This is a genomic window from Brevundimonas sp. (assembly GCF_032055285.1).
Taxonomy (GTDB): domain Bacteria; phylum Pseudomonadota; class Alphaproteobacteria; order Caulobacterales; family Caulobacteraceae; genus Brevundimonas.
Genome location: NZ_DAMBRE010000002.1, coordinates 442,831 through 456,614, shown reverse-complemented (window position 1 = coordinate 456,614; position 13,784 = coordinate 442,831). Strand labels below are relative to the sequence as shown.

At 66.8% G+C, this 13,784-nt stretch carries 10 protein-coding genes; 7 read left to right on the top strand and 3 right to left on the bottom strand.

All coding sequences use genetic code 11. The features are described 5' to 3' along the window. Window positions 1-19 precede the first annotated feature (19 nt). Together RTY13_RS07765 and mfd are read left to right on the top strand one after the other, a co-directional pair. On the top strand, window positions 20-334 hold the full coding sequence (locus tag RTY13_RS07765; protein ID WP_312782397.1) for a succinate dehydrogenase assembly factor 2: 315 nt from the start codon (window positions 20-22) through the stop codon (window positions 332-334). A 14-nt stretch (window positions 335-348) separates the two neighbouring features. Then, the gene (gene mfd / locus RTY13_RS07760) at window positions 349-3,786 is read left to right on the top strand and encodes a transcription-repair coupling factor (protein ID WP_312782395.1); all 3,438 of its coding nucleotides are present in this window, start codon (window positions 349-351) and stop codon (window positions 3,784-3,786) included. Here the strand turns inward: mfd and RTY13_RS07755 are convergent. Next, complete coding sequence (locus RTY13_RS07755) at window positions 3,783-6,059, bottom strand: fused MFS/spermidine synthase (RefSeq protein WP_312782393.1); 2,277 nt, start codon at window positions 6,057-6,059, stop codon at window positions 3,783-3,785. The genes mfd and RTY13_RS07755 overlap by 4 nt on opposite strands. 86 nt (window positions 6,060-6,145) lie before the next feature. Between RTY13_RS07755 and RTY13_RS07750 the strand changes: the two genes are divergently transcribed. Next, entirely contained in the window at window positions 6,146-6,640 is a 495-nt protein-coding gene (locus RTY13_RS07750; protein ID WP_312782390.1) for a CinA family protein, read from the top strand. Beyond that, window positions 6,637-6,879: a sulfurtransferase TusA family protein gene (locus RTY13_RS07745; protein ID WP_312782386.1), complete on the top strand. Its 243-nt coding sequence runs from the start codon at window positions 6,637-6,639 to the stop codon at window positions 6,877-6,879. The genes RTY13_RS07750 and RTY13_RS07745 overlap by 4 nt, the downstream gene beginning before the upstream one ends. On the opposite strand, the gene RTY13_RS07740 is transcribed toward RTY13_RS07745, so the two are convergent. Next, window positions 6,845-7,675 (bottom strand): YihY/virulence factor BrkB family protein, encoded by an 831-nt coding sequence (locus RTY13_RS07740; RefSeq protein WP_409450295.1) that lies wholly within the window; start codon window positions 7,673-7,675, stop codon window positions 6,845-6,847. The two genes, RTY13_RS07745 and RTY13_RS07740, sit on opposite strands and share 35 nt — an antisense overlap. Before the next feature lie 298 nt (window positions 7,676-7,973). Between RTY13_RS07740 and RTY13_RS07735 the strand changes: the two genes are divergently transcribed. Continuing rightward, window positions 7,974-9,272 (top strand): diguanylate cyclase domain-containing protein, encoded by a 1,299-nt coding sequence (locus RTY13_RS07735; RefSeq protein ID WP_312782383.1) that lies wholly within the window; start codon window positions 7,974-7,976, stop codon window positions 9,270-9,272. Here RTY13_RS07735 and RTY13_RS07730 read toward each other — a convergent pair. Further along, window positions 9,269-10,405 carry a bifunctional 2-C-methyl-D-erythritol 4-phosphate cytidylyltransferase/2-C-methyl-D-erythritol 2,4-cyclodiphosphate synthase gene (locus RTY13_RS07730; RefSeq protein WP_312782382.1) on the bottom strand — a complete coding sequence of 379 codons (1,137 nt, stop codon included), beginning with the start codon at window positions 10,403-10,405 and terminating at the stop codon, window positions 9,269-9,271. The two genes, RTY13_RS07735 and RTY13_RS07730, sit on opposite strands and share 4 nt — an antisense overlap. Window positions 10,406-10,469: 64 nt before the next feature. Here RTY13_RS07730 and dusB point away from each other — a divergent pair, with 64 nt between their 5' ends. Continuing rightward, window positions 10,470-11,522, top strand: coding sequence for a tRNA dihydrouridine synthase DusB (gene dusB / locus RTY13_RS07725; RefSeq protein ID WP_312782381.1), 1,053 nt, complete (start codon window positions 10,470-10,472; stop codon window positions 11,520-11,522). Beyond that, complete coding sequence (locus RTY13_RS07720; protein WP_312782380.1) at window positions 11,522-13,774, top strand: PAS domain-containing sensor histidine kinase; 2,253 nt, start codon at window positions 11,522-11,524, stop codon at window positions 13,772-13,774. Before dusB ends, RTY13_RS07720 begins: the two co-directional genes overlap by 1 nt. Window positions 13,775-13,784 lie beyond the last annotated feature (10 nt).

Here is a 13,784-nt window from a genome sequence, read left to right as displayed (position 1 = left end):
GGACCGGGCAAGGAACCGCGTGGCCGATATTGATGCACGTCCAGAGGACGCCCGGAAACAACGACTCGGCCGGATCGCCTACCGCGCCTGGCGGCGCGGCTTCCGCGAGGCCGACATGGTGCTGGGGCCGTTCGTCGACCAGATTGGCCCGTCGATGGACGACGCCGAGTTGGATCAGCTGGAGCACCTCCTGAACGAGGAGGACCAGTACCTCTACGCCTGGATCATCGAGAAGGAGCCGACCCCGCCCGAGTTCGACGGGCCGATGCTGGCGCGCATCCGGGCCTTCATGCGGGAACACGTTGCGGCGGAAGTGGCCAAGGGTATCGGTTGATGAGTTCTGCGGCGATGACGCGGCGTGACGTCGAACTGGGCGGCGCGCCCGAGGGGCTGGACGCGCTGGTCGTCGCTGAACGGCTGAAGGCCCAGGGCGGCGTCGGCTTGCTGGTCGCGCGCGATTACCAGCGCTCCGGTAATTTCGTGCAGGCGCTGAGCTTTTTTGCCAAGGACCTTGAAGTTCTTGAATATCCGGCCTGGGATTGCCTGCCCTATGACCGGCTGAGCCCCACAGCCTCGGTTGCGGCCCAGCGCATGGCGACCCTGACCCGGTTGGCCCAGCGCGATCCGTCGGACAACAAGCCGCTGCTGGTCGTCGCCACCATCGCCGCCGCGACCCAGCGCACCCCGCCGCGCCAGGCCGTCACCGGCGCCGGGTTCGAGGCCAGGGTCGGCCGTGATCTGGATACGGCGGCGCTGGAACGTTACGTCGCGGCCAACGGCTATGTGCGCGCCTCGACCGTTTCGGAGCGCGGCGAATACGCCATTCGCGGCGGCGTCATCGACGTCTTTCCGCCGGGCTTCGACGAGCCGGTGCGTTTGGACCTGTTCGGCAGCGAACTGGAATCCATCCGCGCCTTTGATCCCGAGACCCAGCGCTCGACCAAGCAGCTAAAGCAGGTCGCCCTGCTGCCGGTGTCGGAGGTGCTGCTGGACGCCGAAAGCATCTCGCGTTTCCGCAGCGGCTATCTGAGCCTGTTCGGCGCGGCGGGCGACGAGCCCATGTACGCCGCCGTCAGCGAGGGGGCGCGGCGTCAGGGACTGGAGCACTGGCTGCCGCTCTTCTACGACCGGCTCGACACCCTGTTTGATTTCCTGCCGGACAGCGCTCCCGTCTTCCTCGACAGTCAGGTCGAGCAGGCGCGCGCCGAGCGCTGGAGCCTGACGACCGACGCTTATGAGGCGCGCAAGGAAGCCGCCAAGGGCAAGGGCGGCGCGGCCTATCGCGCCCCGGCGCCGCAGAGCCTCTATCTGGACGAAGGCGACTGGAACGGCGCCCTGGCCGGCCGCGCCGTGCGCCGCCTGTCGCCGCTGTCGGCGGGCTCGGGCGAGGACGCCGGCGGGCGTCTGGGCCGCAGCTTCGCGGCGGAACGGTCTCAGGACAGCGTCAATCTGTTCGCCGCCGTGGCCCAGCACGCCGAGGCGTTGAAGGGGCAGGGCAGGCGTGTCCTGTTCGCCTCCTGGACCGAAGGCTCGGCCGAGCGTCTGGCGGCCATGCTGGGCGACCACGGTCTGACCCACGTCCTGCCGGTGCGCGACTGGGACGATGTTCTGGCGGCGCCCAAGGACATCTATCTGCGCGCCGTCCTGCCGGTCGAGCACGGCTTCGTCACCGACGAGGTCGCGGTCATTTCCGAGACCGACATCTTGGGCGACCGTCTGGCGCGGCCCAAGCGCAAACGGCGGGCGTCCAACTTCCTGGCCGAAGCCTCGGCCCTGACGGCGGGCGATCTGGTCGTCCACCTGGATCACGGCATCGGGCGCTATGAGGGTCTGAAGACGCTGGAGATCCAGGAGGCGCCACACGACTGCCTGGAACTGCTCTACGCCGGCGACAGCAAACTCTACTTGCCGGTTGAAAATATTGACCTTCTGACCCGTTACGGCACCGACGCCGACGGGGTTCAGCTGGATCGTCTGGGCGGCGCTGGCTGGCAGGCCCGCAAGGCGAAAGCGAAAGAGCGTCTGCGCGCCATGGCCGAGGGGCTGATCGCCCTGGCTGCCAAGCGGGCGCTGCGCGTTTCCGACGCCATCACGCCGCCGTCCGGCCTGTTCGACGAGTTCTGCGCCCGCTTCCCCTACGAGGAGACGGACGACCAGTTGAACGCCATCGGCGACGTGCTGGAGGATCTGGGCAAGGGCACGCCGATGGATCGCCTGATCTGCGGCGACGTCGGCTTCGGCAAGACCGAGGTGGCTCTGCGCGCCGCCTTCGTCGTGGCCATGAGCGGCCAGCAGGTGGCCATCGTCTGCCCGACGACCCTGCTGGCGCGCCAGCATTTCAAGACCTTCAGCGAACGCTTCGCCGGCTGGCCTATCACGGTGCGGCACCTGTCGCGCATGGTCACGGCCAAGGACGCCAACGAGACGCGCGCGGGCCTGAAGGACGGCACGTTCGAGATCGTCGTCGGCACGCATGCTGTGCTGGCTGAACAGGTCGGGTTCAAGGACCTGGGCCTGGTGATCGTCGACGAGGAGCAGCACTTCGGCGTCAAGCACAAGGAGAAGCTGAAGTCCCTGCGGGCGGATGTTCACCTGCTGACCCTTACGGCCACGCCGATCCCGCGCACCCTGCAGATGGCGCTGTCGGGCATCCGCGAGATGTCGATCATCGCCACCCCGCCGGTCGACCGCCTGGCGGTGCGGACCTATGTCACCCCGTGGGACCCGGTGCTGGTGCGCGAGGCCCTGTTGCGCGAGAAGTATCGCGGCGGTCAGGCCTACTACGTCGCGCCGCGCCTCAAGGAACTGCCGGACATCGAGAAGTTCCTGCGCGAACAGGTTCCCGAGGTGAAGTTCGTCGTCGGCCACGGCCAGATGAGTCCGACCCAGCTGGAGGAGGTGATGAGCGCCTTCTACGACGGGCAGTACGACGTCCTGGTCTCGACCACCATCGTCGAGAGCGGCATCGATATTCCGACCGCCAACACCTTGATTGTGCACCGCGCCGACATGTTCGGTCTGGCCCAACTGCACCAGATCCGGGGCCGCATCGGCCGGTCCAAGGCGCGGGCCTTCGCCTATCTGACGACCGATCCCAAGCGCCCGCTGAGCCTGTCGGCCGAGCGGCGTCTGCAGGTGCTGCAGTCGCTGGATAACCTCGGCGCCGGCTTCCAGCTGGCCAGCCACGACCTGGATCAGCGCGGCGGCGGCAACCTGCTGGGCGACGAGCAGTCGGGCCACATTCGCGAGGTCGGGGTCGAGCTGTATCAGCAGATGCTGGAGGACGCTGTCGCCGAACTGCGCGAACAGGGCGAGGAAGTGGCCGACCGAGGCTGGTCGCCGTCCATCAACGTCGGCGCGGCGGTTCTGATTCCAGAGACTTACGTTCCAGACCTGAACGTTCGCCTGAGCCTCTATCGTCGTCTGTCGGACGCCGAGAAGATGGAGGATCGCGAGGCCATGGCCGCCGAACTGATTGACCGCTTCGGTCCGCTGCCGGACGAGGCGCAGCAGCTTCTGCGGATCGTCGGCATCAAGGCCAACTGTCGCACGGCCTCGATCGAGAAGATCGACATCGGGCCCAAGGGCGCGGTCCTGACCCTGCGCAACAACAGCTTCCCCAATCCGATGGGGTTGGTGGGCCTGATCCAGAAGAACCAGGCCTTCTGGAAGATTCGCCCAGATCAGAAGATCGTGGTGAAGGGCGACTGGCCCACGCCCGACGACCGTCTGAAGGTCGCCGAGCGGATCACCGCCGATCTTGCGCGTGTGGCGGGCGCGGCCTAGCCGCGCCCCTTCATCTGCCGGATCAGGGCGCCGAACAGGTTGACGTAATCGTCGGTCCAGGGCCGGACCTCGGTCGGGGCCAGCTTGCGCCAGCGCCCGTCGCCCTTGAAGTCGGCCAGACCCTCGGCGGTCGGCGAGATGGCCAGGGCTTCGGTCGACGCTTCGGACATTTCGGGCGCGTTCGGCTGCTCGACATAGATCTGATGCAGGTCGGCCGCGCCGAGTTGCCGCGCGGCGGCGACGGCCGGCATGGTGATTTCGAGGTTGCGGTTCGACAGGTGCAGCACCACCACGCCGTCGGGCTTTAGCAGCTTCAGATAGCCCTGGACCGCCTCGACCGTCAGCAGGTGGGTCGGCACGGCGTCCGACGAGAAGGCGTCGATGACCAGCAGGTCATAGGTTCCGGGCGCCTCCTTGGCCAAGGTCAGACGGGCGTCGCCCAGAACCGTGCGGATCGGGCCGTCGGCGCAGTTCGAAATGTAGGTGAACCAGGACGGATCGCGCGAGACTCGATCCACCATGGGATCGATCTCGAAGAAGGTCATTTCATCTTCGGCGCGCTTGTAGGCGGCCATTGCGCCGGAGCCCTGACCCACAATGCCGATTTTCGCCGCGGGTCTGCGAGCCTGGATGCGCTGCGCCGCCTGGCCCAACGGGGTGGCGGTGGCGTAGTACATGGTCGGGCTGCAGGCGAAGCCGGGTGCGCGGGCCTGGGCGCCGTGCAGGGTCGTGCCGTGCATCAGGACGTGGACATCACCGCCCATGCCATCGTCGCGCGTGACGGCCACCCGCATCACGCCGAAGAAGCTGCGTTCTGACAGGCTCCAGTCATAGCCGCGCCCGACGTGATGGGCGGACAGGGTGATGACGCCGATGATGATGGTGAAAAGAAGCGCCCGGTCCCGAACCAGGAAGGCGCAGATGGCTGCTGCGCCCAAGATCAGTTGCACCATCTGCAGTCGCGCCTGATCGCTGAGCATCGCCCGGAATTCCGGGTTGTACCGCATGATCTCCAGGATGATCGGTGGAGCGGCGGCGGCGGCCAGCCCTACCATCAGAATGACTACCGCTCGGCGGGAAAGCGGCCCTTCGCCCCAGGGGCGGGCCAGGCCGACCAGGACCATGACCAGCGGATATTCCCATACGACGTTGAATATGGTCGGTGCGATTAGGGCGTTGAACACGCCACCCACCACACCGCCCAATGACAGCAGTAGGTAGAACTCGGTCAGCCGATCCGGGGCCGGCCGGCGTTCCGCCAGTCTTTGGTGGCACATCAAGGCGGTGATGAAGAACGCCCCCAGATGCGTCAGCAGCAGGACCAGCCAATGGCCGGTGCTGGTGCCGACCATGCTGACGACAATGACGCCGAGCGCCGCTTGCAGGACGAGCGTGGTGGAAAGTCTGATCCACGGCTTGGCTTGAAAGGCGATGACGAAGGTCAAGAGGTAGAGGGCCAGGGGCGCGACCCACAGGAAGGGGGCCGACGCCACGTCGGTCGACAGGTGAGCCGTAACACCCAGCATCAGACTGGACGGCGCCGCGGCCAGCAGGACCAGTATGCCCTTTTCGCGCCAGGGGATGGGCGCACTGACGGGCAAAGGCGCGGGCTCAGGAGCGTCCTGAGGGCGACGACGCCAGACCACGACGGCGAGGGCGATGACGAGGACGACGAACAGGCCGTATCCGCCGCTCCAGCTTGTCCGCTGGACCGAGAGCGAGAGCAGAGGTTCGATCAGCGCGGGATAGGCCAGAAGCGCCAGGAAGCTTCCAAGATTGGACGCAGCATAGAGGACATAGGGATTCTGGCCATCGGCATGGCCGACGCGGACACGTGCATACCAGGCCTGAAGCAGGGGGGCGGTGGCGGACAGGATGGCGAAAGGCGCGCCAACCGACAGCACCAGCGTCGCCAGCAACCAGGCGGTCGGAGCAGAAGGATTGGGTTCCCCCAGAACGCCGCTGATCTGCAGCGGTAAAAACAGGGCCGCCGCCAGCAAGAGCGACAGATGGACGGTCGCCTGCCATTTCAGCGACCGAACTCGCTGCAACAGATGGGCGTAGCCATAGCCGACCAACAGCGCCGTCTGGAAGAAGACCATCGAGGTGTTCCAGACCGACGGCGATCCCCCAAGCATTGGCAGGACCAACTTGGTCACCATGGGCTGGACGACAAAAACGAGAGACGCCGAAGTGAAAATGGCGACGGCGAACAGCGCGGGTGTTATCGCATCGTCTTTGCGAAAGGCCGTGGTCTTAGTGGAAACGGTCATTCGCGATCCGCTGGCATTGGCAATGGTCGTCTGACCCGCCCCCTGTCCAGAAGGCTTAAACCGACTCGCAGACGGAGCGCATAGTCATGTTCCCGGAAGATATACAGGCTGCAGCCACGAGCGTGGTCCAGGCGGCGCTGAAGGCCGGCGTCATGATCGCCACGGCGGAAAGCTGCACCGGCGGCTTGGTCTCGGGCGCGCTAACCTCGGTGGCCGGGTCGTCCGCCGTTCTCGACAGAGGTTTCGTCACCTACAGCAATGAAGCCAAGGCCGAGGTTCTCGCTGTTTCCGAGGGTTTGCTGGTCCAGTTCGGGGCGGTGTCGGAACCCGTGGCGCGGGCGATGGCGCTAGGGGCGGTTGATCATTCACGGGCCACGGCGTCCGTATCCGTCACAGGGATTGCGGGACCGGGGGGCGGGTCGATGGAGAAGCCCGTCGGGCTGGTGCATTTCGCGGCCGTCGGTCCCAGGGGCGGCGTGGTTCACATTGAACGGCGCTTTGGCGATGTCGGGCGCGAGGCGGTGAGGCTGGAAAGCGTCCGGGTGGCTTTGGCCCTGCTGCTGGATGCCGTAGCCGCATGACCGAGGCCATCCTTGTTGATGCCCGAGGGCACCGCTGCCCTGTGCCTAGCCTGCGCCTGCGCAAGGCGATGACGGGGCAGGTTTCAGGGGCGCGACTGACCCTGCTGGCCACCGATCCGATGGCGCGGATCGACGTGCCCTATCTGATGGGGGAAGTGGGTGGGACCGTGTGCGGCATTGATGAGCTGGACGGGGTCCTGCGCATCACTGTCGAGATTGGCGCCGTTCCGATAGGTTGACGACCGATGCGCCGGTTTCGATCTCGGGTTCTTCGGGCTTCCAGGCGATTTCCAGCTCCGTGGCGAAGGCGCCGCCGTAGAATATGGCGTTGACGTTCCACGACAGCCAGATCAGCAGCACGACCACGGCGCCGACCGAGCCATAGGTGGCGCCCAGTTGAGCGATCTGTTCGACATAGATGGCGCACAGCCATGAGAAGAAAGTCGACATGACGGTGGCGATCAGTCCGCCGACAACGGCCGGTTTCCACGCCACGCGCGTCGCATGAGACATGGCGTAGCGGTAAAGCATGGCCAGGCCCAACCACAGGCCGAGGGCGGGCCACAGGCCGTCCAACGGCAGGACCAGCAGGCCAACGGGATCCTGAGCATGGGTATGCTCCATCAATCGCGAGGTCACGACGGCGCCAGAGACGATGGTGAACAGGACGAAGGCGGCCAGGGCCACGAGGAAGGCCAGCATGTTGAACTTGAAGAAGCCGTGCGGCTCCGTCTCGTCGTGAATCAGGTTGAGCCCTGCCAGCAGGGCCTTGAAGCCCCGGTGCGCGGCATAGGCGCCGATAATCAGGGCCAGGGCGCTCTGTGCGGACACCGTGCGCGCCGAGGCGTTGGCCAGGCGGTCGATCTCGTTCAGGAAAATGGACCGCGCCGCGTGCGGCACGACATCGGCCAGGGCCGCCGCCTGTTCACTGACCTGACCAATTGACAGGACCACCTTGTAGAAGCCGATCAGGATGGCGATCGCGGGGAAGACGGCCAACAGGGCGAAGAAGGAGACGCCGCCCGTATAGAGCATGACGTCGCGTCCCCAACTACGGGTGAAGGCGCGAATCGCCAGCTTGCCCCAGAATAGGGGTTGGGCCGTCAATCGGGATTGTGGATTCAAGCCTGAGCCTCGGCAGTCATCAAAGCGACCGATTAACCCCATTTGGCGCAGGGGGAAACCCCGGCGGCTTCATTCCCACCCAACCTGGACGAATGTAGCTCAGGTTGGCTCCCGCCCCATTGCTAGATGGGGGGCGGCGTCAGTATCATCGCCACGGCTTGGAAATCGGCGTCGGGGGCGAACCGACCGGGCCAATTAGGAGAGACTATTGGATTCCGATCCGCGCGTGCTGGTCGTCGCTGTTGACGACGCTCTGATCGGCCCTCTGTGCGAGGGATTGGACCAGTTGGGATGGTCCACCATGACGGCGCGGACACCTGACGCCGCCGTTCAGGCGTTGAAGGATCTGACGATCGACGCCGCTATCGTCGAATCGCGTGGCCTGGAAGGTCGAGCGGTGATGACGCAACTGCGTGAAGCCGCCGCGCCACGCTATCTGCCGATCCTGATGATCGGGAACGACGGGGGCAATGACGCCGATCTGACGATGTCTTCAGCACCGCATCCCGCCCAGGCGGCCCTGCGGCTGGAGCAGTTGACGCGCGCAGGGATCGCCGAGGAAGAATTCCGCTTGAGGCAGGCGACCTTTGCGGCTCACGGCGTAACACTGCACGCGCCCGATCTTGGCGAAACGCCCCTGCAGATCCTGACGGCGGGGGCGGCAGACCGTCGCTTCCTGGCCATGTCCAACGCCTTGTCGGCGGCAGGCGCCGAGGTCGTGGCCGCGCCGACCCCCTATACCGCCTTTGACTACTTGCATGAGCGGGCTTTTGACGCCGCCGTGTTGTGGGGGGGACAGGAGCATGCGCCGGCCCTGTCGATCGCTTCGGGAATGAAGCGAAACACGCGCCTCTATCATATTCCCTTGGTGCTCTACCTGCGCGGCGCGACCGAGGTCGGGCTGGCCGATCTGTTCCGGCGGGGCTTTGCCGATGTGGCGGCGGCCGAAACCCCTGAGGATGAAACCGCCGAGCGGGTATTGGCCCTGGCGCGCAACCATCGCCGCCGTCAGGCCATTCGCCGGGCCCTGGATTCGGTGCGCGGGTCGGATCTGATGGACCCCGCCACGGGACTGTTCACCCGCGACCTGTTCGCTTCGCATCTGGCGCGGCTGGCCGAGGGCGCACGATCGCGCAATCGGGCCTTGTCGGTTTGCGTCCTGCGGGTGGCCGAGCGCGAGCCGGTCGTACATGCACGCGGCGGCGGATGGCTGGACCGCGCCATGCCTCAGATCGGCGCCATGGTGTCTCGCCTGGTGCGCGTCGAGGATACGGCAGCTCGCCTAGGCCCCGAGCTTTTCGCCTTGGTGCTGCCTGCAACGGGAGCCGGGGCCGCCCGGATGGCGGCGGAGCGGATTTCCGCAGTCATCGCCTGCACCGCCTTCGACGCCGGCAAGGATCGGTCGCCCTTCGTGGTCGAGTTTGACGTCGGTGTGGCCGAGATGCGGGACGGCGAAACGCCCGCCGCCGTGCTGGAGCGGGCTTCGGCCGACCTACCTAAAGCCTAGGCTGGCAATTCCACCGATGCGACCGCCTGGGCCGCGAGGCCTTCGCTGCGTCCAGTGAAGCCGAGGCCCTCCGTTGTCGTCGCCTTGACGCTGACGGCGTCCAGCGGAAGCTTCAGCAGGTCCGCGAGGCGCTCGCGCATGGCCATGCGGTGTGGCTTCACCTTGGGCTGTTCGCAAATCAAGGTGACGTCGACATTGACGATCCGCCCCCCGCGCGCGGCCACGCGTTCAGCGGCATAGACCAAGAAGCGGTCAGACGAAGCGCCCTTCCACTGCGGGTCGCTAGGCGGGAAGTGGTCGCCGATGTCGCCGTCGGCGATGGCGCCGAGAATGGCGTCGGTCAGGGCGTGCAGCCCGGCGTCGGCGTCGGAATGGCCGATCAGGGTCTGGTCGTGCGGGATCTCGACGCCGCACAGCCAGATCGAGGTTCCCGGCCCCCACCGATGGACGTCATAGCCCTGGCCGATACGGAAGGTCTTGGGCAGCAGGGCCTCGGCCATGGCGAAATCCTCGGGGTAGGTCAGTTTCATGAGACGGGCGTCGCCTTCGACCAGGCGGACGCGGCCGCCCGCGCCTTCGACCACGGCGGCTTCGTCGGTCGGGGCGTCGGCGTCGGCCCAGGCGGCGTAGGCGTCGCGGATGGTCTTCAGACGGAAGGCTTGCGGGGTCTGGGCGCGCCACAGGCCGTCGCGGTCGATTCCGCCAGCGACCAGACCGTCGACGCCGCGACGCAGGCTGTCGGCCACAGGCAGGGCGGGCAGGGCGCCATCGGCGTTGGCCAGCGCCCCCAGCAGACGGTTGATCAGGGCGGCGTTCAGGAAGGGACGCGCTGCGTCATGGATCAGGATCGGCTTGTCGTCGGCGCAGTCGAATGCGGCGAGGCCGGCTTGAACCGAGGCTGCCCGCGTGGCGCCGCCAGCGACGGCTCGCCAGCCCGACAGGCCTGTGAGGGCCTCGGCCGCGCGCGCCTCAGCGTCGGGCGCGACCACGACGACGACAGATTCGGCTCCCGCAGTCAGCAGAGTCTCCACCGACCAGCGCACCATTGGCCGGCCGCCGACGGCCCGCCACTGCTTGTCTCCGCCCGCCCGAGAGCCAGAGCCGGCGGCCACTACGATTGCTGCAAATCCCATGTCGGCCTTCTAAGCGCCCCAGTTCCGCTTGACGAGAGGCACAACAGTCGGCGGTAAGAGCGGCATGAACGCAGGATTGCAAATCGGAGACGTGCGGATCGACGGACGGGTGCTGATGGCCCCGATGACCGGGATCACAGACCTGCCGTTTCGCGTGCTCGCCTCGAAGCTGGGCGCGGCCTATGTCGCGACGGAGATGGTGGCCTCGGCCGAGCTGGCGCGCGGGCGGCCCGACGTGGTGCGGCGCGCGGCAGTGGGCGGCGGACTGCCGCTAACGGTGATCCAGTTGGTCGGCGGCGATCCCGCCGCCATGGCTGAGGGCGCGCGCATGGCCGAGAAGGCCGGGGCCGACATCATTGACCTGAACTTCGGCTGCCCAGCCAAGGAAGTGACCGGCGCGGCCTGCGGCTCGGCCCTGATGCGAACGCCGGAGCGGGCCGCGGCTATCATGGGGGCGGTCGTTCAGGCGGTGAGCCGTCCGGTCACCGTCAAGATGCGTCTGGGCTGGGATGAGGCCAGTCACAACGCCGCTCATCTGGCACAGCGGGCCGAGGATCTTGGTGTGGCGGCTGTCACCGTCCACGGGCGTACGCGCAAGCAGTTCTATACCGGCGTGGCCGACTGGGAAGCGATCGCCGAGGTCAAGAAGGCGGTCTCCATCCCGGTCATCGTCAACGGCGACATCATCACAGCGGAGCAGGCACGGGAGGCCCTGGCGCAGTCGGGCGCAGACGCCCTGATGCTGGGGCGCGGCGTCTATGGCCGTCCGTGGCTGGCGGCGCATCTCGAACGCGCTCTGGCGGACGGTACGCAGTTGCAGGAACCGGGCCGTGAAGAGCGGCTGGCCATCGTCGTCGAGCATCTGAGGGCCTCGGCCGCCTTCTACGGCTTGCCGCTGGGGCTGAAGATGTTCCGCAAGCACCTGGGCTGGTACATTGAACAGGCGCCGTGGCCCGACGATCCGCTGGAACGGCGCGCCGCCAAGGCGCGGCTGTGTCGCCTGGAGACGCCTCAGGAGGTCGAGGCGGCGCTTTCCGCGCTTTGGCGCCCTGTGGTGGATCAATTCAGCAACTCTAGTGTTGAAAACCTGCCACAGTTGGTCGAAGCTGCGAGGTGATGACGGACCATCCCGCCGCGCAGATTGAAGGTCACGACCCCGAGCGTTCGCTCTGGGGGCGTTTGGCTAGCGGTCGCGCCCGGGCCTTGTTCGTGGCGGCCTATGCCGTCGCCTTCCTGATTACAGCGGCGGCGATCTGGCTGGTGGCGATCGCGCCCGGCGCGACGGCTGGCGGTGACGCACGCACGGCGGCCAGCCAATTCGTTCTGTTCATTCTTCTCGCCAACCTGGTGCTGATCGGCGGCTTGGCAGCGGTCATCGGCATGCGGGTCTTGCGCCTGACGCGGAACCGCAACGATCCGGGCGCACGGCTGCATTTGCGCTTTGTCACCCTGTTTTCCCTGGTGGCGGTTGTTCCCGCTGTTCTGATCGCGCTTGTCTTCGGCGTCCTGGTCAATCGGGGCGTGGATCAGTGGTTCAGCACAAACGTCCGTTCGGCCGTCGAGAATGGCGCCGAGATCGGCCGGGCCTATGTCGCCGACGTGGGCGCGGGGCTGGAGATCGATCTGGAAACCATGTCGACCGAGCTAGGCGGCGTTCGGGGAATGTTCGACAACCGGATTCAGTTCTCGCGGGCTCTGGCGCAGATCGGTGACTTTTTCGGCTATCCGGCCCTCTATATTCTGAACAGCGACGGGGAGGTTCTCGCCAGCGGCGAACAGCCCGGCGCTCCGCCCTATGTCGCGCCGCCGCGTGAGGCCTTCGAGACGGTGGCCGCCGGCGAGGTCGCGCCGACGACGGTTACTGAAAACCCGGACATGGTGCGGGCGCTGTATCCCTTGCCCGACTATGGCCACGCCTACCTCTATGTCGTGCGGCCGCTGGCGCCGGGGCTGATCCAGCGGATGCGCAACGGCGAGGAATCCATCGCGGCCTATCGAGCGGCCGAGGAAAGCCGGGCGCGAATTCAGGCGGCCTTCGCCCTCAGCTATCTGGAGACGGCGCTGCTGGTCCTGGTCGGCGCGGTCTGGCTGGCTATGTCGGCGGCCAGTTCGATCTCGGCGCCCATTGGTCGCCTGGTGAAGGCGGCGGATCAAGTCTCTGGCGGCGACCTGAGCGCGCGCGTCGACAATACGGGGGCGCCAAGCGAACTGGTCGTCCTGTCCGAAGCCTTCAATCGGATGACCGGCGACATCATGACCCAACAAGCCGCTCTGAAGGCCGCAAGCGACGACGCCCAGGGCCGCAGCCGTTTTATCGAAACGGTACTGTCGGGTGTCAGCGCCGGGGTCATCGGCCTGGATCGATTGGGCCGGATCTCGGCCATCAATGATAGCGCCAGTCAGTTGCTGGCGATCAGCGAGGCGGATGTTCAGGGGCGTCTACTGGGCGAGGTCGCGCCCGAACTGGCCGAATTGTCGGAGCGCGCCGAGGCCCATATCGAGGAAGACATCGACGTCAGCCGCGACGGCGAAACCCGTCGTCTGCGGGTCCGTATCGAAGGGGGGCAGGGCGGCGAAATGGTCCTGACCTTCGATGACATCACCCGGCTGGTGACGGCCCAGCGCAACGCCGCCTGGCGCGACGTGGCCCGCCGCATCGCCCATGAAATCAAGAACCCCCTGACACCGATCCAACTGTCGGCGGAACGTCTGCGCCGCAAGTACCGCTCGCAGGTGGGCGACGACGTCGAGGTCTTCGACCGCTGCACCGAGACCATCATTCGCCAGGTCGGCGACATCGGCCGGATGGTGGACGAGTTCTCGTCCTTCGCCCGGATGCCGGCGCCGCGCTTCACCCGCGAGAACCCGGCCGAGATGTTGCGAGAGGCGGTCTTCGCCCAGCGCGTCGCGGCGGCGGACATCGGTGTCGAACTGGTCGAACCCCTGCCGGACGTTGTCCTGCAATGCGACGGTCGAATGGTCGGGCAGGCCCTGGCCAATATCCTGAAGAACGCGGGCGAGGCCGTGGCCGCCAAGCGGCTGCGCGTGCCGATGCCGGGCGGTACGACGGGCATCATCGCCCGACTGATGGTCGAGGGCGGCATCGCCACCTTCGCCATCGAGGACGACGGCATCGGCCTGCCGGCCAAGGATCGCGACCGGCTGACGGAGCCCTATGTGACGACGCGAGAGAAGGGGACGGGCCTGGGCCTGGCCATCGTCAAGCGCATTTGTGAAGACCACGGCGGCGAGCTGAAGCTGGCCGACGCGGAAGACTTGGCGGGCGCGCGCGTGTGCCTGACCTTCCCCCTGACCCAAGACAGCAAGGCTGCTCACCGCGCCCCCGGTGCGGCGCGAGCGGCGGAGTAAGAGAGGCGTC